23 protein-coding genes, 1 tRNA gene and 1 pseudogene are annotated in these 24,077 nt (G+C 68.1%); 10 read left to right on the top strand and 15 right to left on the bottom strand.

Annotation, left to right across the window (positions count from 1 at the left end):
• Positions 1–337, top strand: a 337-nt coding sequence (locus AC5Y36_RS14690) for an HNH endonuclease signature motif containing protein (RefSeq protein ID WP_500041648.1), incomplete at its 5' end; no start/stop codon positions are given.
• Positions 338–452: 115 nt separating this feature from the next.
• Here the strand turns inward: AC5Y36_RS14690 and AC5Y36_RS14685 are convergent.
• The 4 genes and pseudogenes from AC5Y36_RS14685 to AC5Y36_RS14670 all read right to left on the bottom strand — a co-directional run bounded on the left by AC5Y36_RS14685 (position 453) and on the right by AC5Y36_RS14670 (position 3,039).
• Positions 453–848 (bottom strand): tautomerase family protein, encoded by a 396-nt coding sequence (locus tag AC5Y36_RS14685; RefSeq protein WP_500041647.1) that lies wholly within the window; start codon positions 846–848, stop codon positions 453–455.
• Between the two features lie 33 nt (positions 849–881).
• Entirely contained in the window at positions 882–1,751 is an 870-nt protein-coding gene (locus AC5Y36_RS14680; protein WP_500041646.1) for an SDR family NAD(P)-dependent oxidoreductase, read from the bottom strand.
• Positions 1,748–2,432 (bottom strand): annotated as a pseudogene (locus AC5Y36_RS14675) (PIG-L deacetylase family protein). Before AC5Y36_RS14675 ends, AC5Y36_RS14680 begins: the two are co-directional and overlap by 4 nt.
• 4 nt (positions 2,433–2,436) lie before the next feature.
• Complete coding sequence (locus AC5Y36_RS14670; RefSeq protein ID WP_500041645.1) at positions 2,437–3,039, bottom strand: TetR/AcrR family transcriptional regulator C-terminal ligand-binding domain-containing protein; 603 nt, start codon at positions 3,037–3,039, stop codon at positions 2,437–2,439.
• Positions 3,040–3,083: 44 nt separating this feature from the next.
• Here AC5Y36_RS14670 and AC5Y36_RS14665 point away from each other — a divergent pair, with 44 nt between their 5' ends.
• Together AC5Y36_RS14665 and AC5Y36_RS14660 are read left to right on the top strand one after the other, a co-directional pair.
• A complete protein-coding gene (locus tag AC5Y36_RS14665; protein ID WP_500041644.1) occupies positions 3,084–4,217 on the top strand; it encodes a phosphotransferase family protein in 1,134 nt (377 codons plus the stop codon).
• Complete coding sequence (locus AC5Y36_RS14660) at positions 4,217–5,332, top strand: Rv3169 family protein (protein ID WP_500041643.1); 1,116 nt, start codon at positions 4,217–4,219, stop codon at positions 5,330–5,332. The genes AC5Y36_RS14665 and AC5Y36_RS14660 overlap by 1 nt, the downstream gene beginning before the upstream one ends.
• A gap of 75 nt (positions 5,333–5,407) precedes the next feature.
• Here the strand turns inward: AC5Y36_RS14660 and AC5Y36_RS14655 are convergent, their stop codons facing one another.
• The gene (locus AC5Y36_RS14655; protein ID WP_500041642.1) at positions 5,408–6,370 is read right to left on the bottom strand and encodes an alpha/beta fold hydrolase; all 963 of its coding nucleotides are present in this window, start codon (positions 6,368–6,370) and stop codon (positions 5,408–5,410) included.
• A 106-nt stretch (positions 6,371–6,476) separates the two neighbouring features.
• On the opposite strand from AC5Y36_RS14655, the gene AC5Y36_RS14650 reads away from it, so the two are divergent.
• From AC5Y36_RS14650 to AC5Y36_RS14640, 3 genes are all read left to right on the top strand, one after another.
• Positions 6,477–7,445 carry an NADPH:quinone oxidoreductase family protein gene (locus tag AC5Y36_RS14650; RefSeq protein ID WP_500041641.1) on the top strand — a complete coding sequence of 323 codons (969 nt, stop codon included), beginning with the start codon at positions 6,477–6,479 and terminating at the stop codon, positions 7,443–7,445.
• A gap of 406 nt (positions 7,446–7,851) precedes the next feature.
• On the top strand, positions 7,852–8,637 hold the full coding sequence (locus AC5Y36_RS14645) for an oxygenase MpaB family protein (RefSeq protein ID WP_500041640.1): 786 nt from the start codon (positions 7,852–7,854) through the stop codon (positions 8,635–8,637).
• Between the two features lies 1 nt (position 8,638).
• A complete protein-coding gene (locus AC5Y36_RS14640; protein WP_500041639.1) occupies positions 8,639–9,910 on the top strand; it encodes a TetR/AcrR family transcriptional regulator in 1,272 nt (423 codons plus the stop codon).
• On the opposite strand, the gene AC5Y36_RS14635 is transcribed toward AC5Y36_RS14640, so the two are convergent.
• From AC5Y36_RS14635 to AC5Y36_RS14620, 4 genes are all read right to left on the bottom strand, one after another.
• On the bottom strand, positions 9,907–10,449 hold the full coding sequence (locus AC5Y36_RS14635; protein ID WP_500041638.1) for an STM3941 family protein: 543 nt from the start codon (positions 10,447–10,449) through the stop codon (positions 9,907–9,909). The genes AC5Y36_RS14640 and AC5Y36_RS14635 overlap by 4 nt on opposite strands.
• A 158-nt stretch (positions 10,450–10,607) precedes the next feature.
• Positions 10,608–10,681 (bottom strand) — tRNA-Met (locus tag AC5Y36_RS14630).
• Positions 10,682–10,827: 146 nt separating this feature from the next.
• Entirely contained in the window at positions 10,828–13,827 is a 3,000-nt protein-coding gene (locus AC5Y36_RS14625) for a UPF0182 family protein (protein WP_500041637.1), read from the bottom strand.
• A 74-nt stretch (positions 13,828–13,901) separates the two neighbouring features.
• On the bottom strand, positions 13,902–14,921 hold the full coding sequence (locus AC5Y36_RS14620; protein ID WP_500041636.1) for a YlbL family protein: 1,020 nt from the start codon (positions 14,919–14,921) through the stop codon (positions 13,902–13,904).
• Between the two features lie 93 nt (positions 14,922–15,014).
• Between AC5Y36_RS14620 and AC5Y36_RS14615 the strand changes: the two genes are divergently transcribed.
• From AC5Y36_RS14615 to AC5Y36_RS14605, 3 genes are read left to right on the top strand one after another with little or no spacing between them, the layout of a single operon-like run.
• Positions 15,015–16,376, top strand: a complete 1,362-nt coding sequence (locus tag AC5Y36_RS14615) for a zinc-dependent metalloprotease (protein WP_500041635.1) — start codon at positions 15,015–15,017, stop codon at positions 16,374–16,376.
• 36 nt (positions 16,377–16,412) lie between these two features.
• Positions 16,413–17,249, top strand: a complete 837-nt coding sequence (locus tag AC5Y36_RS14610; protein WP_500041634.1) for a cyclodehydratase — start codon at positions 16,413–16,415, stop codon at positions 17,247–17,249.
• Positions 17,250–17,291: 42 nt separating this feature from the next.
• Entirely contained in the window at positions 17,292–18,617 is a 1,326-nt protein-coding gene (locus AC5Y36_RS14605) for a macrolide-binding ATPase MABP-1 (RefSeq protein WP_500041633.1), read from the top strand.
• A 72-nt stretch (positions 18,618–18,689) separates the two neighbouring features.
• On the opposite strand, the gene AC5Y36_RS14600 is transcribed toward AC5Y36_RS14605, so the two are convergent.
• The 3 genes from AC5Y36_RS14600 to AC5Y36_RS14590 all read right to left on the bottom strand — a co-directional run bounded on the left by AC5Y36_RS14600 (position 18,690) and on the right by AC5Y36_RS14590 (position 21,463).
• Positions 18,690–18,956, bottom strand: a complete 267-nt coding sequence (locus AC5Y36_RS14600; protein ID WP_500041632.1) for a WhiB family transcriptional regulator — start codon at positions 18,954–18,956, stop codon at positions 18,690–18,692.
• A gap of 129 nt (positions 18,957–19,085) precedes the next feature.
• Positions 19,086–19,220: a hypothetical protein gene (locus AC5Y36_RS14595; RefSeq protein WP_500041631.1), complete on the bottom strand. Its 135-nt coding sequence runs from the start codon at positions 19,218–19,220 to the stop codon at positions 19,086–19,088.
• A 140-nt stretch (positions 19,221–19,360) separates the two neighbouring features.
• On the bottom strand, positions 19,361–21,463 hold the full coding sequence (locus AC5Y36_RS14590) for an ATP-dependent DNA helicase UvrD2 (protein WP_500041658.1): 2,103 nt from the start codon (positions 21,461–21,463) through the stop codon (positions 19,361–19,363).
• A 59-nt stretch (positions 21,464–21,522) separates the two neighbouring features.
• Between AC5Y36_RS14590 and AC5Y36_RS14585 the strand changes: the two genes are divergently transcribed.
• A complete protein-coding gene (locus AC5Y36_RS14585; protein ID WP_500041657.1) occupies positions 21,523–21,777 on the top strand; it encodes a mycoredoxin in 255 nt (84 codons plus the stop codon).
• A gap of 1 nt (position 21,778) precedes the next feature.
• On the opposite strand, the gene AC5Y36_RS14580 is transcribed toward AC5Y36_RS14585, so the two are convergent.
• The 3 genes from AC5Y36_RS14580 to AC5Y36_RS14570 all read right to left on the bottom strand — a co-directional run bounded on the left by AC5Y36_RS14580 (position 21,779) and on the right by AC5Y36_RS14570 (position 24,075).
• Positions 21,779–22,000, bottom strand: a complete 222-nt coding sequence (locus AC5Y36_RS14580) for a hypothetical protein (RefSeq protein WP_500041630.1) — start codon at positions 21,998–22,000, stop codon at positions 21,779–21,781.
• A gap of 74 nt (positions 22,001–22,074) precedes the next feature.
• Positions 22,075–22,992, bottom strand: coding sequence for an NAD(+) diphosphatase (gene nudC, locus AC5Y36_RS14575; protein WP_500041629.1), 918 nt, complete (start codon positions 22,990–22,992; stop codon positions 22,075–22,077).
• 9 nt (positions 22,993–23,001) lie between these two features.
• Positions 23,002–24,075: a potassium channel family protein gene (locus tag AC5Y36_RS14570; protein ID WP_500041628.1), complete on the bottom strand. Its 1,074-nt coding sequence runs from the start codon at positions 24,073–24,075 to the stop codon at positions 23,002–23,004.
• Positions 24,076–24,077 lie beyond the last annotated feature (2 nt).

Here is a 24,077-nt window from a genome sequence, read left to right as displayed (position 1 = left end):
ACCCCTCTACCTGGGCCGCAGCCGCCGCATCGCCACCACCGACCAACGCCTCATCTGCCACGCCCGCGACCACGGCTGCACCCGACCCGGCTGCACCCAACCCGGCTACCACTGCGAAGTCCACCACGAACCCGGCTGGGCGGCCGGCGGCCACACCAACGCCGACCAACTCTGGTTCGCCTGCCCATGCGACCACACCAGCGAAACCAACGGCCACTACACCACCACCGTCACCAACGGCCGCCTCGCCTGGACCAACGGCACCACCGCACCCCAAATCAACCACGCCCACCACCCCGAAGAACTCCTCCACGACCCCGACCCACCCGACCAGTGAGCCGGGTGCGTCGTTTCCAGTTGGTGAGCTATCCGCGTCCTGATCGTGGTCATCGTCGGTGATGCCCGCTAACCCATGGTCGGACTGGGTGATCCCGTGATGGCGAGACGTTCGGTCACACGTTGACATTGAAACCGAGGTCGAGGTCGCAGGCGGCTTGACCGCCCCGAATCCCCCAGTTCCCGGTTGCGCTCTCCCGCAGCAGGATGGTGACGTGATCCGCCGGGATACCCAGTGCACCAAGACGACTGACGATCTCGCGGTACAGGTTGCGTTTGGCCTGCACGGATCGGCCCGCGAAGCAGTCGACCGTCACCAGGGTGTAGCGCTCCGGATCCGTCAGGTTCGGCGAATGGGAGTACCGGTGCGGCTGGCGCGCGACCAACCGGACATGCTTGTCGGCGGGCGGGATCCCGAACGCGGCGACCAGTGACTCGTGGACCGCGTCGATGATCGCCACCTCGTCGGCAGCGGTGTATTGCCGACGGACCTCGATCAGGGAACTAGGCATGCCGGGAATCTTGGCATGCGGCCGGCCGGTGCGTCACTCGGATTCCTCCCACGGCCGGAACGTGCCGTCGAGCACCTCGCGGTGCCCGATCACGCGTCCGGTGACGATGTTGGGATCCACCTGCGCCAACCGGACGGCGGCCTGCGCGAACTCCTGCGCCGAGGCCACCTCGTCGAACTCGCGGACGTAGTAGGACAGGCCGGGTGTCGGTATCGGCTGGGACGGCGAGAGCGCGTTGACCGCGATGTTGTGGCCCTGCAGGTCGTAGGCCGTGCACTGGGTCAGGTGTTCCAGCGCAACCTTGGATCCGCCGTAGCCCGGCAGCACTCCGCCGCTACGGTCCGGGTAGGGGCCGGTACCCGGCCGGCGCGCCGCGACCGAGGTGATGTTGAGGACCGAGCCGAAGCCCGCCTCGATCATGTCCGGGCATACCCCTTGAATCAGCTCATAGGCGGCGAACACCGAGATCTCGAAATGCCGGCGGTAGGCCGACAGCGGCGTACCCAGCATTCCCGGCCAACCAGGCTTCGCCGCAGCCGCGGCCGCCGGTTTGGCCGGCTTGGGCGTTGTGTTGGGCGTAGGAGGGCGTCCGGGCGCGGTGAAGGCGGCGTTGTTGACCAGAATCGTGATCGGCCCCAGCGCATCCCGCGCCTGCGCTACCAGAGCCGCCACGTCGGCGGCGTCGAGCAGGTCGGCCCGAATAGCGACGGCGCGGCCGCCGGCGGCTTCGATGTCGGCAACCGTCGCCCCGATGGTGCCGGGCAGCCGCTCATCCCACGTCTGCTCGGTGCGTGCGGCGACCGCCACCGCCACCCCCTGGGCCGCCAGGGCCAGCGCGATCTCGCGACCCAATCCTCGGCTGGCTCCGGTGACGATCGCGGCCCGCCCGTTCAGGTCCGTCATGCGGTCACACCCCGTTCCAGAGTGAACGCGGCCGCTCGTTGACCCGCGACCTGCGGCGTGGCCATCTCGACAACCCGGCGGGCCTGCTCGCGCACCGGGGTCTGCGGGTCGAGCACCGAGAGGTACTTGTCGTGCGCTGTCAACGATTCCACCGCGACCTCGATGTAGTCGTCCACCGTCTCGACGTGGGTGCCCGCCAGCGCGCTTTGAAACAACCAGCGCGGCGGATCGGCCAGTCCGTCATAGGCTGCGGTGACCGCGGCCGCGAACTCGATGTGGTCGCGCTGATTGGGGAAGCCCGGCGCAAACTCCGGCCCGCCGAACAACGTCAACACCACATCGGGTTTGTCCGATTGGATCACCGAGGCGATCTTGGCGCGCAGCTCGGGGGATGTCGCGGATGTTGCTGTCGGGAAAGTCCCAGAACTCGACGCCGTCCACCGGGTCCACGCCGACGATCTGCGCCGCCCGTCGCTGTTCGGCCTCGCGCAGCGGCCCGCACTGCTCCGGCGGCATGCCGGCGATGCCGGCCTCCCCGCGGCAAGCCAGCGCGTAGCGGACCGTCTTCCCGGCCGCCGTCCATTTCGCCACCGCGGCAGCCATGCCGTACTCGGGATCGTCGGGATGGGCGACCAGGACCAGCGCCGAGCGCCAGTCGTGCGGGAAAGGCTGCGGGTTCATCCACCTATGCCATCACACCGTGCACCACGATGGCACTGGTCTGATCCACCCAGCCCTCGTCCAGCTTCTCGTCGGGGCGCAACAGCATCCGCAACAACGTCGCGCCGCCGATCAGTTCAACCAACCGGTCCGGGTCCACATCGGGCTGCACTTCCCCGCGCGCGACGGCTTCGCGCAGCCGCGTCCGCACCGCATCGAACAGCCCGGTGAATCGCGACAGCACCCGCGCATTGAGTTCGGCGTCGGCCGCCATATCGGCGACCAGGCCGGGCAGCGCCGCGCGCACCACGGGGCTGGTGAACACGTCGCGAGCGGCCGCGATCATGGCCCGCACGTCCGCGGCGATGTCGCCCGCGGGCGAGACCAGTGCGGTGGGCGCCACCGGAAACGCGGCTTCGTGCGCCAGCTCCGCCTTGCTCGACCAGCGCCGGTACAGCGCCGATTTCGTCGTCCCGGCCCGTTCCGCGACGGCGGCCAGCGTCAGGTTTGCGTAGCCGATCTGCACCAACAGCTCCGCGGTCGCGGCCAGAATCGCCGCGTCGATGCGCGGATCCCGGGGCCGTCCCGCGGTCGGGGCCTTGTCAATGGCAGGCTGGTCTGCTTTCATAACGCTACTGATCGTAGCGTAATTACCGGACGAAGGAAGCCATCGTGGCCAATCAACAGGGTGTCCAAGACATTGATCACCTCCAGCGCTCCAGCCGTGACGTCAGCACGGTGCCGGCGGTGTTGTCACACTGGCTGTCCACCGTGATGGAGGGCGGCGTCACCCCGGAAGTCACCGTCGAAAGCGGCGTGGACACCACCGGAATGTCATCGGAGACGATCATCCTGACCGGCCGCTGGGACGACGGCGGACCGGTGGAGCAGCGTTGGGTGGCGCGGGTGGCGCCCACCGCCGAAGACGTACCGGTGTTCCCGACATACCGGCTTGACCAGCAGTTCGAGGTGATGCGCCAGGTGGGTGAGCTGACCGACGTGCCGGTGCCGCGGATGCGCTGGCTGGAGAACACCGGCGACGTGCTCGGCAAGCCGTTCTTCTTGATGGACCACGTCGACGGCGTGGTACCGCCGGACCTGATGCCCTACACCTTCGGCGGGAACTGGTTCGCCGATGCGACCGCCGAGCAGCAGCGCAAACTGCAGGACAGCACCGTTGAGGTGCTGGCCAAGCTGCACGCCATCCCCAACGCCGAGCAGACATTCGACTATCTCAGCGAAGGCCGCACCGGCGACACCGCGCTGCGGCGCCACTTCGGCTGGGTGCGCGACTGGTACGAGTACGCGGTTCCGGGCATCGGGCGTTCACCGCTGCTGGATCGCGTCTTCGCCTGGTTGGAAGACAACTGGCCGGCCGACGCCGACGCCGGCGACACGGTGCTGTGCTGGGGTGACGCTCGGATCGGCAACGTGATGTACCGGGACTTCGAGCCGGTTGCAGTGTTGGACTGGGAGATGATGGCCCTGGGACCCCGCGAGCTCGATGTGTCGTGGGTGATCTTCGCGCACATGGTCTTTGAGGAGCTCGCCGGAATCGCCGGGCTGCCCGGACTGCCCGAGGTGATGCGCGAAGAGGATGTGCGGGCCACCTACCAGCAGCTCACCGGCGCCGAACTCGGCGACCTGCACTGGTTTTACGTCTACGCCGGTCTGATGTGGGCGATCGTGTTCATGCGCACCGGGGCGCGGCGGGTGCACTTCGGTGAGATGCCCATGCCCGACGATGTGGAATCCCTCTTCTACCACGCAGGACTGCTGAAAAAGCTGATTGGAGAACAGAACTGATGCTCGGACCGCTCGACGAATACCCGGTGCACCAGATACCGCAACCGATCGCCTGGCCGGGCTCATCGGACCGCAACTTCTACGACCGCTGCTACCTGAACGCCCATGACCGCACCGGTGACATCTTTTTGATCACCGGGTGCGGCTACTACCCCAACCTCGGGGTCAAGGACGCCTACGTGCTGGTGCGTCGCGGCGACACCCAGACCGCGGTGCACCTGTCCGACGCCATCGACCAGGACCGCCTCAACCAGCATGTGGGCGGCTACCGGATCGAGGTCATCGACCCGCTGCGCTCGGTGCGGGTGGTCCTCGAGGAGACCGAGGGCATCGTGGTTGACCTGACCTGGCAGGGCCTGTTCGACGTGGTGCAGGAACAGCCGCACATCCTGCGCACCGGGAACCGGAAAACGTTGGACGCCCAGCGGTTCGCCCAGTTGGGCAGCTGGAGCGGCCAGATCGTCATCGACGGCGAGGAGATCGCTGTGGACCCGGCGGTCTGGATCGGATCACGCGACCGCTCCTGGGGCATCCGGCCAGTCGGTGAGGCCGAGCCCCAGGGCCGGCCCGCCGACCCCCCCTTCGAAGGCATGTGGTGGCTGTATGTTCCGATCGCCTTCGACGACTTCGCCATCGTGATGATCATCCAGGAGGACCCCAGCGGGTTCCGCTCCCTCAACGACTGCACCCGGATCTGGCGTGACGGTCGCATCGAACAGCTGGGCTGGCCGCGGGTCGCCACCCGCTACATCTCCGGTACCCGTATCGCGACCGGCGCCACCATCGAGGCGACCCGCCCGGACGGTACCCCGGTGGTCTTCGAGGTGGAGTCCAAGCTTCCGGTGCCCATCCATGTCGGCGGCGGCTACGGCGGTGACATCGACTGGCTGCACGGCACCTGGAAGGGCGAAAAGTTCACCGAGCGGCGGACTTACGACATGACCGATCCCGGCATCATCGCACGGACCGGGTTCGGGATGATCGACCACGTCGGTCGCGCGGTGTGCCGCGAAGGCGACGCCGCCCCGGTGGAGGGCTGGGGGCTCTACGAGCACGGAGTGCTCGGCCGGCACGACCCGACCGGGTTCCCGGACTGGCTGACGATGGCGCCGTAGCCCGGGTCAGCGCCGAATGTCGGGTTGATGCACGGCGTTTTGCAGAACAGCGTGACACAAGTCGACATTCGGCGGCTAGGAGCTGATCTCCCCCGCGGCGCCCGCGACGGGTGCAACGGACTCAGCGAGATTGCGCAGTTCCCGGTTGACGTCGCGCGGATACTCCAGGATCGAGCAGTGCCCACCGGGCAGCTCGATGAAGTTGGTGAGATTCGGTGCGGCCGAGGCGATCCGACGCGACGCCACGATCGGCAGCAGCCGGTCGCGGGTGCTGCCGATGACCAGGGTCGGCACCGTCAGCCCGCGCAGGCTGATGTGGTGCGGGCCCAGCGAGTTGACCAGCACCCGAACCCAGTTGGCGCGTCCGGCGACCGGCGTGGAGGCGAACAATCGGTAGATGAGCGCCGCGGCGGCCGGGTCGGCGTCCCTGCCGACCGCGATCATCTTCACAAACTGCTGAACGACCGGGGCCGCCGGGCCGACCACCGGCGCGGAGCCGAACGTCAACAAGATGCGGCGGGCCGCGGCGACGCGGGCCTGACTGAGCGGCTGCGGCACCGGGAACAGGTCGACGTCGCGAAGTAGGTCACCGGTGGTGGTGTTGATCAGCGCGACCGCGTCAGCACGCTGCTCCACCCGGAGCGGGTAGCGCTCCGACCAGGCGGTGATGGCGATCCCGCCCATGGAGTGACCGGCGATGACCGCGCGTTCGCCCGGGGCCAGCGTCGCGTCCAGCACCGCGTCGAGGTCAGATGCCAAGTGATTGAGGCTGTAGCCGCCGCGTTTGGGGACGCCGCTGCGCCCGTGGCCGCGGTGGTCGTAGGCGATCACCCGGTAGTCGGTGGCCAAATCCGCAATCTGGTTCGCCCACACCCGGATCGCACAGGTGATGCCGTGCGCCAGCACGATCGGGTAGCCGTCCGGCGGGCCGAAAACCTCGGTGTGCAGCCGGGTACCGTCCACCCCGCGGACAGCCATGGTGCGGCTGGGCGGCAACCCGTCGGCGGCGACGCGCCGAGTAGTCAATCGAGAACTCATTGCCCGCTCCCCTCGCCCGCGGCCCCCATAACTCAACTTACCCTCGGGCGAGTTTAGCCCGCGTGGTCTATGTTTTTGGCTACAACCGGCTACAGAAAGAGTTGCGATGCGTGCAGTGCAGATATCCCGGCTCGACGGTCCGCAGGCTGCCGAGGTCGTCGACCTCGATGAGCCCCGCGGCGACGGTGTGATCATCGACGTTTACGCCTCGGGCGTGGCGTTCCCCGATGCGCTGCAATCGCGAGGCCTCTACCAGCACAAAGCGCCGCTGCCGTTCGTACCCGGCGCCGAGGCGGCCGGCGTGGTGCGCAGCGCCCCGGCCGGCGCGCACGTCGCCGCCGGTGACCGGGTGGCGGCGCTGACGCTCTTGACGGGCGGCATGGCGCAGGTCATCGCGTTGCCCGCCGAGCAGGTGTTCCCGCTGCCGGAGACGGTGTCCTTCGAGGCCGGCGCGGGCCTGCTGTTCAACGACCTGACAGTGCACTTCGCGCTGGCCCAACGCGGCAGGCTCGCCAAGGGCGAAACCGTGCTGGTGCACGGCGCGGCCGGCGGGATCGGCACGTCGACGCTGCGGTTGGCACCCGCGCTCGGCGCGTCGCGGGTGATCGCGGTGGTCAGCACACCGGAGAAGGCCGACATCGCCCGGGCCGCCGGTGCCACTGATGTGGTCCTGGCTGACGGGTTCAAGGATGCGGTGCACGACCTGACACCTCGCGGGGTGGACATCGTGCTCGACCCGGTCGGCGGTGACCGGGTCACCGACTCGCTGCGGTCGCTCGCGCCCGGCGGGCGGCTGTTGGTCGTCGGATTCACCGGTGGCGACATCCCGACCGTCAAGGTAAACAGGTTGCTGCTCAGCAACGTCGACGTAGTCGGCGTGGGCTGGGGGGCGTGGGCGATGTCGCATCCGGGCTACCTCGGCGAGCAGTGGGCGGCGCTGCAGCCGCTGCTCGCTTCGGGCGCGGTGCCGTCACCGGAGCCCGACGTCTATCCGCTGGACCGAGCCGCCGACGCGATCGCGGCACTGGAGAACCGCACCGCCAAAGGCAAAGTGGTACTGCGGATGCGGAACTGATCCGAGCGAATCATCCGATGGCGGCCAACAGGCCGCCGAAACCGCGGTCGGCGGCGCCGAGCGCTGGGCCGATATCGCGTCCACTGTTGTGCGCCGCCGTTCTAGAACATGGCGCCATTGCGGGCTATCCACTTGTCGTGCGGTGTGGCACACGCGATGGGATTCGACGCGCTCGCCCGACGTTGTTTGCCCAGCACCACGGCCATTCACCAGGCATGGCATTCCGGCAATAACACTGAATAACTTGCCCTAACTGTGCCCTGGTTTCCGGTTAATTGCAGAGCTTGTCGATCACGGGACTCACACCGTAGCAGAAATCCGCGTTAACTTACCTGTTGCGAAGCGCTGACTCGCTGTGCCATGCTGCTCACCGTCCCGACCAGAGGAGAGAATCGCGGATGATCTGATGGCGACTCGCAGCATCGACAACCTCGGTCCGAGCAGCATGCTGTGGCGCTATCTGGCCGATCGGCGGTACCTGTTCGTGCTGCCCCGAGCGGTGTGCCTGCTGATGCTGCACCCGGGGATCGCGGCCGGCATCACCGAACACGCGTTGATGCGCGAGCGCATTTGGCTGCACAAGAAGCGGACCGTGACGCAAGCCGTGAACATCGCCTACGCCAGCGCGGACATGCGGCCGCAGATCCGGTTCGCCCACGAACACGTCAAGGGCCGGGACATCGGTGGCAACCCTTACCATGCGCTGAGTCCGGAGATCTTCCACTTTCAGCACGCGGCTTACGTGGAAAGCCTTTTCGTGATGGTGAATACGTTCATCCGGAAGCTGGACGCCGACGAACACGAACAGCTCTACCAGGAGTGCTGCGCCTGGTATCGGCGCTATGGGGTGTCCACCCGGCCGATGCCGTCGAGCTGGCCGGAGTTCGTCGAGTACTTCGACGACAGCTGCCGAACACAGCTGGCGGCAGGTCCGCACTTCGAACCGTATCGGGCGCAGATCTTCGCTCCGACCGACTGGTGGATGCGCACGGTGCCGCATCGGGCGATCCGCGCGATGCAACATCCACGCGCGCAACAGCTCACCGGTATCACAGTCACCGCGGCTGACCGTGGGTCGCTGCAGGCGTTCACCCAGCTGGCTCGGGCGTCTGCGCTGGCACCCCGGCATACCTGGAACGCGCGGGCGCGCGGGGCGTTGCGTGCGGCGGATCGTCGTGCGGACGCTCACTAGGATGAGAACCGATGTCCCCATGAGCCGCACCTCTCCCCCCGCGCCGGGTGATGTCCGGCGTCGGCCCAAGGACCGCAAAGCCACCATCGCCCGGGTTGCCGCGGAGGCATTCAGCACGCTCGGATATCACGCGGTGAGCGTTGAGGCCATCGCAACCAGGGTCGGCGTCTCGGCGCCGGCGTTGTACCGGCACTACGCCAGCAAGTACGACTTGTTCCGCGCTGCGGTCCTGGCGCTGAGCCAGGAGTTGGTGGATTGCACCGAGGCGGTCGATACCGACGCCGCCGAGGACCCGCAGGTGGTGCTGGACGAGGTTGTGCAGGAGCTGATCGACCTGGGCGTACGCAACCGGGCCACCGGCGGGCTGTACCGATGGCAGGCGCGCTACCTACAGGGCGAGGACGCGACGACACTGATGGATCAGCTGCGCCTGGCCAACCGCCGCATCCAACAGCCACTTGCCGCGGTGCGCCCGTCGTTGACCTCTTCGCAGCTGTGGATGCTGTCATCTGGGCTGCTCAGTGTCGCCGGCAGCGTCGTCGACCACGGGGTGCAGGCACCAGACGGCGACATCCACGCGTTGATGGCCGCGGCGGCGTCCGATCTGCTGGCCGGCGAGCTTCCGGAACCGCAAAAAACCGTCGCGCAGCCACCGGTGTGGCGCATCTTCGCCGCGGACGCCGGCGTCTACGAGGCATTGCTGCACAACTCGATGATGCTGTTCCACCAGAACGGTTATGCGGAGACCAGTGTGGCGCAGATCGCGGCCGCGGTCGGCATCCCGCCGTCGGGGATCTACCGCTATTTCCCAGGCAAATCCGACATCCTCGCGACCGTCATGCGGCGCGCCGCGGATCGACTCTCCGGGGAGCTGTCGCGGATCCATGGCACCGCGTGCGACCCGCGCGAGGCACTGGCCTTGCTGGTTGAGGCATATGTGGCGACGTCGTTCGCCAACCCCGAACTGGCGTCGGTGTATTACAGCGAACGGGTCAATCTCGCTGCTGCCGATCAGGTGCTGCTGCGCAACGTGCAGCGATCGACGATCGACTCCTGGGTGCGGCTGTTGACCGCGGCCCGCGCCGAGCTCACCGCGACGCAGGCGCGGTTTCTCGTCCACGCCGCGATGAGCCTGGTCGTTGACCTGGGGCGGCTGGTGCACTACGACCGGCTCACCGCCGACTCGGCCGGCGGTCCCGCAGATGGATCGGCGTACCCGCAGGCGTGTGTGCGCACCTTGATGGAGCAGGTGTTGTTCGGCGGGGCCGTCTAACTGTCGGCGCCGGCCTCACACACCTGCGCGGGCGCGTAATGCTGGACGGCCGCCATCATCTCGTCGAAACTCCGGTCGGTTCCGGTCACACCTACGGCGATGTCGCCGAACCTCGCCGAGCCAAGCGCCTTGCTCAACCGTTTGACGCGGCCGGCGATCCCGTTGGCGCGATGGGCCTCCGGGTCGTACAAGGACAGGCAGGCGAAGCGTTGCCGCTGTACCTTCGCCGTCTCGATGCGCCGGATCGCCGACCACGGGATCACCCGATCCGACCAGCGCCGCCAGTAGATGCCCACTGAATCGACCCGCACCTCGACCCCGGACTGGAACAGCCGGGAGACGGATATCGGCAGCGCCAGTCCCCCGAGCAGCAGTGCGGCCCAACCCGCGACCAGTCGCTTGACCTCACGCGCCACGGACGTATCGGCCGGCGCAGTCCCGAGTGCCCCGAGCAGCCAGAGCCCGACGATTACCAGCAGCACGCAACCCAGCCCCATCAATGCCACGCGACCCTTGCTCAGCTTCGCTTCGAACGGCATCTGTCCTCCCGGCTGTCGGCACACACAACCCTAGTTGCAGCGGCCACACCCAACCGTCACCAATTGCGAGGCCTTGACGCGATCAAGTCGCCCAGCTGAAATCCGGGGGTTCAATGAAAGTGGCCCCCGGAGTTTCCTCCGGGGGCCACTTTCGTTAGTAGCGGGGACAGGATTCGAACCTGCGACCTCTGGGTTATGAGCCCAGCGAGCTACCGAGCTGCTCCACCCCGCGACGGGTACCTGCCAAGGTTACCGAACGCCGTCGTCGCGGCCAAATCGCCTGCTGGGCCGCCCGCGCCGCGAACCGCGAGGGTGCACAAATGTACGGTCCGAGCCCAAAAAACCGGCATTTTGCGCACGCTCGCGGCCGCGGAAGCGCTACTTGGCGTTGTCGAACTTGGTGATGGCCTCGTCGAGGCGTTGCAGGGCCTCGCCGTAGCCGGCGAAGTCGCCCTTGCGCTGCGCCTCGCGTGCGGCGCCCAGCGCCGACTGGATCTCCTTGAGCGCGGCGGCCTTGTCCGGCGACAACGTCGCCGGTACCCCCGCCGGCGGGGACGGCGGCGCCGCGGCCGGTGGTGGTGAACCGTCGGGCCCCGCCGCGGGTGGGCGCTGGTGCGGTGGGTTGGCCGGCGCGCCGCCTTCGGTGGGCGCGATCCCGGCAGCGGTGGCATCCGCACCCGGGCCGAACAGCTCGGTCAGCGCGTCACGCACGGTGGGGCCGTAACCGATCTTGTCGTTGTACATCATCGCCACCCGGATCAACCGCGGGTATGACGAGGCGGCGTCGCTGGTACCCGGCGACGCGTAGACCGGTTCGACGTAGAGCAGGCCGCCCTCGGCCAGCGGCAGCGTGAGCAGGTTGCCCCACCGGATCCGGTTCTGGTTGTCGCGGCCGATGACACCGAGGTCCTGGCTGACCGCGGTGTCGGTGGTGATCGCGTTGTTGGCCAGCTTGGGCCCGTTGACCTGGCCGGGAATGGTCAGCACGGTCAGCTTGCCGTAGGTCTCGGGATCCGAGCTGGCGCTGATGTAGGCAGCCAGATAGTCGCGCTTGAACCGGTTCATCGCGCTGGTCAGCTGGAAAGACGCCGAACTATCGCCCTTGGCAAGGTTTTTGGCGACGATGTAGTACGGCGGCTGGTAGCTGCTGGCCGTCGGGTTCGGGTCCAGCGGCACATCCCAGAAGTCCGAGGTGGAGAAGAAGGTCACCGGGTCGTTGACGTGATACTTGGCCAGCAGCATCCGTTGAACCTTGAACAGGTCTTCCGGGTAGCGCAGGTGCGCGGCGAGCTCGGGTGTGATGTCGCCCTTGGGCTTAACCGTTCCCGGGAAGACCTTCATCCAGGTCGCCAGCACCGGGTCGTGCTCATCCTGCTGATACAGCGTCACGGTGCCGTCGTAGGCGTCCACGGTGGCCTTCACCGAGTTGCGGATGTAGGACACCCGCTTGTCGGGCGTGAGCCGGTTGAACTCGACTTCGTTGGAGTCCGCGGTCGCCGAGGACAGCGAGGTCAGCTCGGAGTACGGGTAGTTGTCCAGCGTGGTGTAGCCGTCCAGGATCCACACCAGCCGCTTATTGACGATGGCCGGATACATCGTGGAATCGGTGGTCAGCCACGGCGCCACCGCCTCCACGCGCCGCGCCGGGTCCCGGTTGAACAGAATCTTGCTGCCCGGCCCGATCACCGACGAGAACAAGAAGTTGCGTTCGGCGAACTTGGCCGCGAACACGCTGCGCGACAACCAGTCTCCGATGCGCACACCACCGCTGCCGGTGTAGGTGTAGTTCTTGGTTTCGGTGTTGGTCTCGTAGTCGTATTCGCGGTCCACCCCGTTGCGGCCGACGATCGCGTAATCCTCGGGGGTATTGGCGATCACCGGTCCGTAGTAGATCCGCGGCTGGTCCAGCTGTGCCGGCCCGTCGGAAATGACGCTGCCGTTGGCGCCCACGGCGTTGACCCGGAACTCGGGATACCCGCCGTTCTGGTTGGGGTCGTTGGCGATGCCCCGCACGGTATTGGCCGGAGACGCGATGAATCCGTTGCCGTGGGTGTAGACCGAGTGCCGGTTGATCCAGTCCCGCTGGTTGTCGATCAGCCGGTCCGGGTTGAGTTCGCGTGCCGCGACGACGTAGTCGCGCAGGGCGCCGTCGTTGTCGCGGTAGCGGTCGATGGTCAGCTGGTCGGGGAAGAAGTAGAAGTTCTTGCCCTGCTGGAACTGGGTGAAGGCGGGGCTGACGATCGTCGGGTCGAGCAACCGGATGTTGGCGGTGGTCGCACGGTCAGCCGCGACCTGCTGGGCGGTGGCCGGGGCACCGCCGGGGTAGTTCTCGTAAGTGACCGGCCCACCGTCCTTGGTGTCGGTCAGCCCGTAGGCCTGCCGGGTCGCGGTGATACTGCGCGCGATGTATTCGCTTTCCTTTTGCGCCGCATTGGGTTTGACGCTGATCTGCTCCACGATAAGCGGCCATCCAGCGCCCACGATCAGCGACGACAGCAGCAGCAGCACCAGACCGATCGCCGGAATCCGCAAGTCCCGCAGCACGATCGCGGAAAACACCGCGGCCGCGCAGATCAGCGCGATCGCCAGCAGAATCAGCTTCGCCGGCAGCACGGCGTTGATGTCGGTGTAGCCGGCGCCGGTGAAGGGTTTGCCGGCGCGGGTGTGGGACAGCAACTCGTAGCGATCCAGCCAGTACGCCACCGCCTTGAGCAGCACCAGCGAACCCAACAGACTCACCAGCTGGATGCGGGCCGGGCGGCTCAGCGCACCGGTGTTCCCGGACAACCGGATACCACCGAGAACGTAGTGCGATACCAGGTTCGCCAGGAACGCCAGGAACAGCCCCACCAACACATAACTGAGCACCAGCCGGTAGAACGGCAGCTCGAACGCATAGAAGCCGAGGTCTTTGCCGAACTGTGGATCGGTGATGCCGAAGTGGCCGCCCTGCAGGAACAGTTGAATCTGCACCCAGTAGGTCTGCCCGATGATGCCGGCCAACAGGCCGATCGCCACCGGGATGCCGATCCCGAACAGCCGCAGCCGCGACATCACCAGGGCGCGGTAGCGCGCCACCGGGTCGTTGGCACCACTGACCGGTACGAACACCGGCCGGCTGCGGTAGGCCAACGCCAGCCCGCCGAAAACCAAGCCGCCGACCAGCAGTCCGGCCGCCAGGAACACCACCAGCCGGGTGACGAGCACGGTGGTGAACACCGAGCGGTAGCCGACCTCACCGAACCACAGCCAGTCGACGTAGGCGTCGACCAATCGCGGGCCCACCAGCAGCAACCCGATCACGATCAAAGCCAGTGCAATCAGAATCCGGCTACGCCGAGTCAATTTCGGCATCCTCGCGGCGGGCCGCATACCCACGTGCCAACTCCCTGCTCAGTTTTCCCGACCGCCCCAACTGTACGCATCCGCGTCGCGCGGTGCGCCTGGACCAGCTAGCAGCTCGGGGGCTTACCGCCGGCGGTGAGCGTGTGCAGCGCGTCGACGGCCTGTCCGAGCGTGTCGACTTTGACCAACTGCAGCTTGTCGTTGTCGGAGCGCGCCTCGTAACAGTTGTCCGCGGGAACCAGGAACACCGTCGCGCCCGCCTCCTGGGCGGCGACCATCTTGTGGGTGATCCCTCCGATCGGGCCGACCTGCCCCTCCGCGGTGATGGTGCCGGTTCCGGCGATGAAGTTGGAACCGGCAAGGTCACCGGTGGTGAGCTTGTCGACCACCGCCAGGCTGAACATCAGACCGGCCGAAGGCCCGCCGATGTTGGCCAGATTGAAGTCGACCGCGAATGGCGCCCACGGCGCGTCCATCACCTTGACGCCCAAGAACCCGTAGTCGCGATCCTTGTTCGCGCCCAGCGTAATCCGGGCCGTGCCGTTCGGCGCGTTCTTGCGGCGGAAGTCGACGGTCAGCTCCTGGCCCGGCTTGGTGTGCTTGAGCAGCCCGGTGAACTGTTCGACGGCGGTGACCGCGACCCCGTCGACGGCGTCCACCGCGTCGCCGGCCTGAAGCTTGTCCTTGGATGGTCCCGAGTCGGTGACCTCGACGACCGTCACCGCCGGTGCGTACTTCAGATATCCCAGCGCGGCGTAGGCGGCGCTGTTCTCAGAGTCCTTGAAGTCGGCCGTGTTCTCCTCGTCGACCTCTTCACGGGATTTGCCCGGCGGGTAGACCAGGTCTCGCGGAATGATCTGTTCGCGCCCGGACAGCCACAGCGTCAACGCCTCCCCCAACGACAAGCCGTCGCGCTGGGCCACCGTCGTCATGTTCAGGTGGCCCGACGTCGGGCGGGTGGGGGTGCCCGCGATCTCGACCACCTGCTTGCCGTCGACCTCGCCGAGCGTGTCGAAGGTGGGGCCGGGACCCAACGACACGTACGGCACCGTCACGACGGCCAGCAGCACCCCGAAGGTGATGATCGGCACCAGCGCCACCAGCAGCGTCAGAATCCGCCTGTTCACGCGGGTATCGTAATCGGACCGCCGTCCGACGCGTTCACTTAGAGCGTGACCGCGCCGTGCACCGCCTCCGACACCGGTGAGTACCGTTGAGTTATGGCTGACCTGCCTTTCGGCTTCTCCGTTCCCGGAGACGACCCAGACCGCGACAAGCGGCGCGACGACGCCACGTCGGGCGCCGGCGACCCGTTCGGGATGGGCGGCAACTTTGACATGGCTGACCTGGGCCAGATCTTCACCCGGCTGGGCCAGATGTTCAGCGGCGCGGGCCCCGCGATGGCCGGCGGCACATCGTCTGGGCCGGTGAACTACGAGTTGGCCCGGCAGCTGGCGTCGAGTTCCATCGGCTTCGTCGCTCCGGTTCCTGCCGCCACCCAGACCGCGATCGACGACGCGGTCCGGCTGGCCGAAACCTGGCTGGACGGGGCGACCGCGCTGCCGGCGGGCACCACCAAGACCGCCGCCTGGACCCCCACCGACTGGGTCGACAACACGCTGGCCACCTGGCAGCGGCTGTGCGACCCGATGGCCGAGCAGATCGCCACCGTGTGGTCGTCTGCGCTGCCCGAAGAGGCCAAAGCGATGGCCGGACCGCTGCTGTCGATGATGTCGCAAATGGGCGGGATGGCGTTCGGTTCGCAGCTGGGCCAGGCGCTGGCCCGGTTATCCAAAGAGGTGCTGACCTCGACCGACATCGGTCTGCCGCTGGGACCGCACGGGGCGGCCGCATTGCTGCCCGCCGCCGTCGAGGAGTTCGCCGCCGGGCTGGAACGTCCGCGCAGCGAGGTGGTGACGTTCCTGGCGGCCCGCGAAGCCGCCCATCACCGGCTGTTCAGTCATGTGCCCTGGCTGTCCAGTCAGTTGCTCAACGCGGTGGAGGCCTACGCCCGGGGCATGAAGATCGACATGAGCGGCATCGAGGAGCTCGCCCAGGGCTTCAACCCGGCGTCGCTGGCCGATCCGGCCGCCATGGAGCAGTTGTTGACCCAGGGCGTGTTCGAGCCCAAGGCGACACCGGAGCAGATTCAGGCGCTGGAGCGGCTGGAAACCTTGCTGGCGTTGATCGAGGGCTGGGTGCAGACGGTGGTGACCGCGGCGTTGGGCGAGCGGATTCCCGGTACGGCCGCGTTGTCGGAGACGCTGCGTCGCCGCCGCGCCACCGGGGGTCCCGCCGAGCAGACGTTCGCCACCCTGGTGGGGCTCGAGCTACGGCCGCGCAAGCTGCGCGAGGCCGCGGTGCTGTGGGAACGCCTCACCGAGGCCGTCGGCGTCGACGCCCGCGACAAGGTGTGGCAGCACCCGGACCTGCTGCCGGCCGCCTCGGACCTCGACGAGCCAGCCGCCTTCATCGACCGCGTCCTGGGGGGCGATGCCAGCGGCATCGACCAGGCGATCGACCAGGCGATCGCCGAATTCGAGAAGGGCGCCGGCGGCGACGACCCGCCTGTGGATAACTGAGCCCGCTCGACCCTGCGGCTGTGGCAACCTCCAGCCATGGCACCCCTAGCGCTGAATCCGGCCCTGCCGGTGCTGTTGCGCCCCGACGGCGAGGTGCAGGTGGGTTGGGATCCGCGTCGTGCCGTGCTGGTGCGGCCGCCGGCCGGTCTCGACGCCGACGGGCTCGCCACACTGCTGCGCTCGCTGCGGTCCCCGACCACCACCGCCGACCTGCAGCGCCAGGCCGCCCGGCTGGGGTTGGCCGACGCCGACGAGCTGACCGCGTTGCTGACGGCACTGACCGATGCCGGGGTACTGCGCCGCGCACCGCGGCACCGGACGCGCCGGTCGGCCTCGATTCGGGTGCACGGCCGCGGCCCGCTCTCGGATCTGCTGATGCAGGCGCTACGCTGCTCGGGCAGCCGGATCAAACACAGCCAACAATCGAACGCCGCCGCGACAGCCAGTGACACCGACCTGGTGGTGCTGGCGGACTACTTGGTGGCCGACCCGCAGCTGGTGCGTGATCTGCACGCCGAGGGTGTCGCTCACCTGCCGGTCCGCGTCCGCGACGGGACCGGCCTGATCGGCCCGCTGGTGATACCGGGTGTCACCAGCTGCTTGACCTGCGCCGATCTGCACCGCAGCGACCGGGACGCGGCGTGGCCCGCGGTGGCGGCCCAGCTGCGCGACACCGTCGGAAGCGCCGACCGGGCCACCGTGCTGGCGACCGCGGCGCTGGCGCTCAACGAGGTGCAACGGGTGATCGCCGCGGTCGCGGGCGGGCCGGCCCCGGAGCCGCCGCCGACCCTGAACGCCACCCTGGAATTCGACCTGGCCGCCGCTTCGATCGTGGCGCGGCACTGGAGCCGGCATCCGCTGTGCGGGTGCTGACAACGATTGTTGGCGATCGCTGCGCACGCCGGTGACCCCGTCGTGGATGATGGACCCGTGGCAGACATCAAGCGCGGCAGCGCAGCGCGCAACGCGAAGCTGGCCAGTATTCCCGTCGGGTTCGCCGGCCGAGCGGCGCTGGGGCTGGGTAAGCGAATGGCCGGCAAGTCGAAAGACGAGGTCACCGCCGAATTGATGGAGAAGGCCGCCAACCAGCTGTTCACCGTTCTCGGTGAGCTCAAGGGCGGTGCCATGAAGGTCGGACAGGCGCTGTCGGTGATGGAAGCCGCCATCCCCGAGGAGTTCGGCGAGCCCTACCGCGAAGCGCTGACCAAGCTGCAGAAGGACGCCCCGCCGCTGCCGGCGGCCAAAGTGCACCGGGTGCTCGACGCCCAGTTGGGCACCAAATGGCGTGAGCGGTTCACCGAGTTCGACGACACCCCGGTCGCCTCGGCCAGCATCGGCCAGGTGCACAAGGCGGTGTGGTCGGACGGTCGCGTGGTTGCGGTCAAAATCCAGTACCCCGGCGCCGATGAGGCACTGCGCGCCGACCTCAAGACGATCCGGCGACTGACCGGCATCTTCAAGCAGCTGGCGCCCGGCGTCGACGTCCAGGGCGTGATCGACGAGTTGATCGAGCGCACCGAAATGGAGCTCGACTACCGGCTGGAGGCCGACAACCAGCGGGTGTTCGCCAAGGCCTACGCGGGCCACCCGCACTTCCTGATCCCCAACATCGTGGCCAGCGCCCCCAAGACGGTGATCCAGGAGTGGATCACCGGCATCCCGATGGCCGAGATCATCCGCGACGGCACCGTCGAGCAGCGCGACCTGATGGGAACCCGGCTGGCCGAGTTCACCTGGGATGCCGCGCGCCGGCTGGAGCTGATCCACGCCGACGCCCACCCCGGCAACTTCATGCTGATGCCCGACGGTCGGATGGGCATCATCGACTTCGGTGCGGTGGCACCGATGCCCGGAGGTTTCCCCCGTGAGCTGGGCGCCGCGGTGCGCTTTGCCCGGGAGAAGGACTACGAGCAGGTCATCGCGACGATGCGCCAGGGCGGGTTCATTCAGAAGGGCCAGGAGGTGTCGGTTCGCGAGATCGACGAGATGCTGCGCCAATACGTCGAACCGGTCGAAGTCGAGGAGTTCCACTACAACCGCAAATGGCTGCAACGGATGGCCGGCAAGCAGCTGGAACGCCCGGTCGAGCAGCTCAAGACCGCGCGCCAGCTGGACCTGCCGCCCAAGCTGGCGATGCCGATGCGGGTGCTCGGGTCCACGACCGCGATCATGTGCCAACTCGATGCCCATGTGCCGATCAAGCGGCTGAGCGAGGAATACGTCCCCGGCTTCACCGAGTAGGCCACCGAGATCGACGCTGGCGCGGAGAAGTTCGAGAGAACCCCACGCTCACGTCGATCTCGGCGCCCGGGTCTAGGCAGCGACCGCCTTGCGGGGACGCCCGCGCGGCCGCTTACGCGCCACCACCGCGCCGCGGTCCAGGATCTCGCCTCCCCACACGCCCCACGGCTCGGCCCGTTCCAGCGCCGCGGCCAGGCAGGTGCGGCGGATCGGGCAATCCACGCACAGCGCCTTGGCGCGCTCCAGCTCGGCGGGGCTGTCGGCGAACCACAGATCGGGATCGCCGACATGACAGGGCAACTCCGGCAGCTGCTCGTCGGGCTCCGTCAGGGCTGACATGTTGTTTCACCTGCTTCCTGGTTCGAAGGTCTCGTGCGGGAGATCCGGACCAGGGGTGCTGCCCCAAAAAATCTGGCCACGGATCCGGTGACGTCGGGGTCCGTGGCCATTGGCGAATATCGCGGGCTTCTAGGTAGAGCCCCGATCCACGGACGCGTCGGTCGCAGCGGCGGCAGCAGCGCGCTTGCGCTGCCCGGCGGCGGCATGGAGGGTGCCGGCGCCGTGCGCCATCGCGGCTACACCGAGTGCGTTTACGGCGATCATCGAGGCTCCCTCCTTCCGTGTCAGACCGTAGGAACTGCGGCTTCGAGGGTAGCCGGTCGCGGCGATGACCGGCAACCGAATTTCTGACCTGCGGTTATCGGTGAAATCGCCGGTCCGCTGCGGCGGCAGCCGGATGACCGCTACGCCCGGCCGCGGACCAGATCCAGCACGTCCGGGCCGAACTGTTCGAGCTTGCGCGCCCCGATGCCGGGGATCGCGACCAGCGCGGCCTCGTCGGTGGGCAGCATCTCGGCAATCGCGGTCAGCGTGTTGTCGCTGAATACCACGTAGGCCGGCACCTTCATCTCGGTGGCGGTACGCAGCCGCCACTCCTTGAGCTGGATCAGTAGCTCGGTGTCGACGTCGACGGCGCAGGTTTCGCAGCGACGCAACATAACCGAGGCTGGTGTGCTCAGCTCGCGGTTGCAGACCCGGCAGTTCGACGGCGCGCCGCGGTTGCGCTTGCGGCGGGCAGGTCCGGCGTCGTTCTTGGACTGCGGGGCGATGCCGGACAGAAACCGCGACGGCCTGCGGCCGGCACGCCCGCCCGGAGTCCGCGACAGGGCCCAGCTCAGCGCCAAATGCACGCGGGCGCGGGTGATCCCGACATAGAGCAGCCGACGCTCCTCCTCGACCGCTTCGCTGTCGGGTCCGTGCGCCAGGGCGTGGCTGATCGGCAGGGTGCCATCGGCCAGCCCGACCAGAAACACCGCATCCCATTCCAGGCCCTTGGCGGCGTGCAAGGACGCCAGCGTGACGCCCTGCACCACCGGGGGGTGCCGGGCGTCGGCGCGCATCCGCAGCTCCGCCAACAAGCCGGGCAGATCCAGGCCGGGGCGGGCCGCCACCTCGTCGTCAACCAGCTCGGCCAACCCGGCCAGCGCCTCCCAGCGTTCGCGGGCCTTGACGCCGGCCGGCGGCTGGGCGGTCAGCCCGAGCGGCTCGAGGACCCCCCGCACCAGCTCGGGCAGGCCGGCATCGTCGTCGCCGCGCTCGGCGGCACGTTGCAGCGCCAGCAGTGCCTGGCGGATCTCCTGTCGGGCGAAAAAGCCCTCGCCGCCGCGGACCTGATAGGCCACCCCGGCCTCGGTCAGCGCCTCCTCGTACACCTCGGACTGGGCGTTGATCCGGTAGAGCACCGCGATCTCGGCCGGCGCGGTGCCGGCCTCGATCAGCCGGGCGATCTCCTTGGCCACCGCGGCGGCCTCGGCGACTTCGTCGGCGTGTTCGTTAAACGACGGCTCCGGGCCGGGCGGGCGCTGACCCACCAGATGCAACTTGCTGCCCGCCACCCGGCCGCGGGCGGCGGCGATCACCCGGTTCGCCAGCGACACCACCTGCGGAGTGGACCGGTAGTCGCGTTCCAGCCGCACCACGGTCGCGTCCGGGAACCGGCGGGAGAAATCCAGCAGATACCGAGGCGAGGCGCCGGTGAACGAGTAGATGGTCTGGTTGGCGTCACCGACCACGGTCAGGTCGTCGCGCTGTCCCAGCCAGGCCGACAGCACCCGCTGCTGCAGCGGGGTCACGTCCTGATATTCGTCGACGACGAAGCAGCGGTAGCGGTCCCGGAATTCCTCGGCCACCGCGGCGTCGTTCTCGATCGCGGCGGCGGTGTGCAGCAGCAGGTCGTCGAAGTCGAGCATCACCACGTCGCCGCGGGTTTTGAGCGCTTCGTAGCCGGCGTACACCCCGGCGACCTTGGCCGCGTCCAGCGGGATGTCGCGGCTGATCTCGGCCACCGCGTCGGGATACTGTTCCGGGCTGATCAGCGAGGCCTTCGCCCATTCGATCTCGCCGGCGGTGTCGCGGACGTCGTCGCTGGACAGCTGCAGCCCGGCCCGGTTGGCGGCGCGGGCGACCATGGCGAACTTGCTGTCCAGCAGCTGCCAGCTGGTGTCGCCCACCACCCGCGGCCAGAAGTACCGCAGCTGGCGACGCGCGGCGGCGTGAAATGTCAAGGCCTGCACCGCCCCAACGCGTGCGCCGGTCTGCGCGGCGGCGTCCAGGGCGCGTAACCGGCCCCGCATCTCCCCGGCCGCGCGCTGGGTGAACGTCACCGCCAGCACCTGCCCGGCGGCGACGTGGCCGGCCCCGACCAACTGCGCGATGCGGTGGGTGATGGTGCGCGTCTTGCCGGTGCCGGCACCGGCCAGCACGCAGACCGGTCCGCGCGGGGCCAGCACAGCCTCGCGCTGCTCATCGTCGAGACCGGCGATCAGGGGATCCGGCATGGCGTCCATCTTGGCAGGGGTGGCCGACACCGCTGCGCCCGCCGGTGGCTAGCTTGGGAGCCATGACCGTGAGCAATGCGCCGCTGACCATCTACTCGACCACCTGGTGCGGGTATTGCGTCCGGCTCAAGACGATGTTGAAGACGTCCGGGATCTCCTACGACGAGATCAACATCGAGGAGGACCCCGCCGCGGCTGCCTTCGTCGAGAGCGCCAACGGCGGCAACCAGACGGTCCCGACGGTCAAATTCGCGGACGGCGCCACGCTGACCAACCCCAGCATCAAGGACGTCAAGGCCAAGTTGGCCGAGCTGGGCGGCTGACCTACCCCACGAGCATCTGCGGCAGCAGGACCAGCGCCTGGATCCAGATGAAGGCGATCAGCGGCAGCGGCATGGCGAGCATGGCCAGTACCCCGGCCTTCATGCCCTGGCTCATGTGCGGCGAGTCGATGATCTGCCGCACGTAGCGGATCCCCCGCGGGACCAGCGACAGCGTCAGTAGGAGCGGTAACCCGAACCCGACCAAGACCTGCGGTATCGACATGAACTCACCCTCCGGCTGGCAGCAACGCAACCTTTATATCACAATAACCGTAGCAGTGCGATGGTTTTGCTGCTTCAGATCGCGGCCCAGGATTCGATGATCACCCGGGCGATGGAGATCGAGCCCGGCAGCAGCAGCTCCGAGTCCGAGTCGCTGCCCCAGTCCCCGGCGGCCAGGGCGGCACGCACCTCGTCGCGGGTGAACCACGCCGCCTCGGCGATCTCGCCATCGCTGAAGACGAACTGCTGGGCCGGATCGCCCACTGCGTGGAATCCGACCATCAACGACCGCGGGAACGGCCACGGCTGGCTGCCCAGGTACCGCACGTCGGTGACATCCAGGCCGATCTCTTCACGGATCTCGCGTGCCACGCAGGTTTCGAACGACTCTCCTGCCTCCACGAATCCGGCCAGCAGCGAGAACATCCGCTGCGGCCACACCCCTTGACGGGCCAGCACCGCGCGGTCGGCGCCGTCGTGGACCAAGCAGATCACCGCGGGGTCGATGCGCGGGAACTCTTCGTGCCCGGTGACCGGGTCCACGCGCGCCCAGCCGGCCCTGACCGATTTGGTCGGCGAACCATCCACCGCGGAGAACCGGGCGCGGTCATGCCAGTTCAGCAGGGCCGTGGCCGACGACACCAGCTGCGCGCTGAGATCGTCGAGGACCTGCCCCGACCGGCGCAGGTCGGCGACCTCGGCATCGGAGTCCTCGGGGGCCTGCAGGGCACCGCGCACCGCCCAGACATGGCGGCCGTTGTCGATCCGGCCCAGGAACACCGCGTCCGGTGGCGGGGTGGCTGACAGCGCTACGGCCGGGCCCAGCACGACCCGGCCGTCGGCGACCAGAACCTGATTGCGCCGGTCCACCCGCAGCAACAGGGCTTCGGGCCATCCGGTGGCTGCCGCGTCGATATCGGTGCGCAACTGATCGGCGCGGTCGGCACCGACCCGCGACAGCAACGGCACACTGTGCAGCTGGAATTCGACCACGGGTTTGTCCTAGTTCACGACGCTGCGGATATACAGCAGCCGGTCGGTGGATTCGATCGCATCGACCTCGGGGGCGTCCACCCGCAACAGCTGCCCGTCGCGGACCACGCCCAGCACGATGTCGTGCAGATGCCGCGGCGATCCGCCGACCTCGGTCTGCTCCACCTCGCGCTCGGCGATGGCGAACCCGGCGTCGGGTGTCAGGAGGTCTTCGATCATCTCCACCACGCTGGGTGTGGTGGTCGCGATACCGAGCAGCCGTCCGGCGGTCTCGGAGGACACCACGACCGAGTCGGCGCCGGACTGTTCGAGCAGGTGCTGGTTCTCCGCCTCCCGGATTGAGGCCACGATGACTGCCTTGGGGGCGATCTCACGGGCGGTCAGGGTAACCAGTGCGGCGGTGTCGTCGCGGCCGGTGGCCACCACGATCGCCGCCGCGCGCTGGGCGCCGGCCAGTCGCAGCACGTCGGACTTGGTGGCGTCACCACGGACCGTGACCAGACCGGCGGTTTCGGCATGGTCGAGGGCGGCCTGTTCGGAATCGACGACGACGATGTCGCCCAGCGCGACCTCGTCGCTGGTCATGGCGTCGATCGCCGTTTTTCCTTTGGTGCCGTAGCCGACGACGATGGTGTGGTTGCGCACTCTTCTCCTCCAGCGCTGGATTCTCAGTGCCTGTCGGGATGTTTCGGTTACCACTTCGACGGTGGTCCCGACCAACAAGATCAGGAACGCGATCCGCAGCGGGGTGATGATCAGAACGTTGATCATGCGGGCGAACTCGGTGATCGGGGTGATGTCGCCGTAGCCGGTGGTGGACAGCGTCACCGCCGAGTAGTACAGGCAGTCCAGGAACGTCAGTCGGTCGCCCTGCACGTCCTGATAACCGTCTCGGTCGAAGTAGACGAACAGGGTCGCGGTGAACAGCGCCGCCATCGTGATGGCCAGCCGGCGCGCGATGACGCCGACTGGATTGGTCTGTCCGGCCTGGGGAATGCGCAGCCGGCTGACCAGCGCGTAGCTTGGCTGGGCGGTCAGCTCTTCATCGAGTCCGCGCAGCCGCCGCCAGCTAGCTTTGGCCACGG

The organism is Mycobacterium sp. NGS50 (assembly GCF_059812545.1).
Note: the sequence above shows the minus strand (reverse complement) of the source record. Positions and strands in the feature narration are given on the sequence as shown.

What these genes read in the sequence shown, in the direction of transcription:
- AC5Y36_RS14685 (WP_500041647.1), bottom strand. Translation starts at nt 848, where the DNA reads ATGCCTAGTTCCCTGATCGAGGTCCGTCGGCAATACACCGCTGCCGAC.
- AC5Y36_RS14680 (WP_500041646.1), bottom strand. Translation starts at nt 1,751, where the DNA reads ATGACGGACCTGAACGGGCGGGCCGCGATCGTCACCGGAGCCAGCCGA.
- AC5Y36_RS14670 (WP_500041645.1), bottom strand. Translation starts at nt 3,039, where the DNA reads ATGAAAGCAGACCAGCCTGCCATTGACAAGGCCCCGACCGCGGGACGG.
- AC5Y36_RS14660 (WP_500041643.1), top strand. Translation starts at nt 4,217, where the DNA reads ATGCTCGGACCGCTCGACGAATACCCGGTGCACCAGATACCGCAACCG.
- AC5Y36_RS14655 (WP_500041642.1), bottom strand. Translation starts at nt 6,370, where the DNA reads ATGAGTTCTCGATTGACTACTCGGCGCGTCGCCGCCGACGGGTTGCCG.
- AC5Y36_RS14650 (WP_500041641.1), top strand. Translation starts at nt 6,477, where the DNA reads ATGCGTGCAGTGCAGATATCCCGGCTCGACGGTCCGCAGGCTGCCGAG.
- AC5Y36_RS14645 (WP_500041640.1), top strand. Translation starts at nt 7,852, where the DNA reads ATGGCGACTCGCAGCATCGACAACCTCGGTCCGAGCAGCATGCTGTGG.
- AC5Y36_RS14640 (WP_500041639.1), top strand. Translation starts at nt 8,639, where the DNA reads ATGAGAACCGATGTCCCCATGAGCCGCACCTCTCCCCCCGCGCCGGGT.
- AC5Y36_RS14635 (WP_500041638.1), bottom strand. Translation starts at nt 10,449, where the DNA reads ATGCCGTTCGAAGCGAAGCTGAGCAAGGGTCGCGTGGCATTGATGGGG.
- AC5Y36_RS14615 (WP_500041635.1), top strand. Translation starts at nt 15,015, where the DNA reads ATGGCTGACCTGCCTTTCGGCTTCTCCGTTCCCGGAGACGACCCAGAC.
- AC5Y36_RS14610 (WP_500041634.1), top strand. Translation starts at nt 16,413, where the DNA reads ATGGCACCCCTAGCGCTGAATCCGGCCCTGCCGGTGCTGTTGCGCCCC.
- AC5Y36_RS14600 (WP_500041632.1), bottom strand. Translation starts at nt 18,956, where the DNA reads ATGTCAGCCCTGACGGAGCCCGACGAGCAGCTGCCGGAGTTGCCCTGT.
- AC5Y36_RS14595 (WP_500041631.1), bottom strand. Translation starts at nt 19,220, where the DNA reads ATGATCGCCGTAAACGCACTCGGTGTAGCCGCGATGGCGCACGGCGCC.
- AC5Y36_RS14590 (WP_500041658.1), bottom strand. Translation starts at nt 21,463, where the DNA reads ATGGACGCCATGCCGGATCCCCTGATCGCCGGTCTCGACGATGAGCAG.
- AC5Y36_RS14580 (WP_500041630.1), bottom strand. Translation starts at nt 22,000, where the DNA reads ATGTCGATACCGCAGGTCTTGGTCGGGTTCGGGTTACCGCTCCTACTG.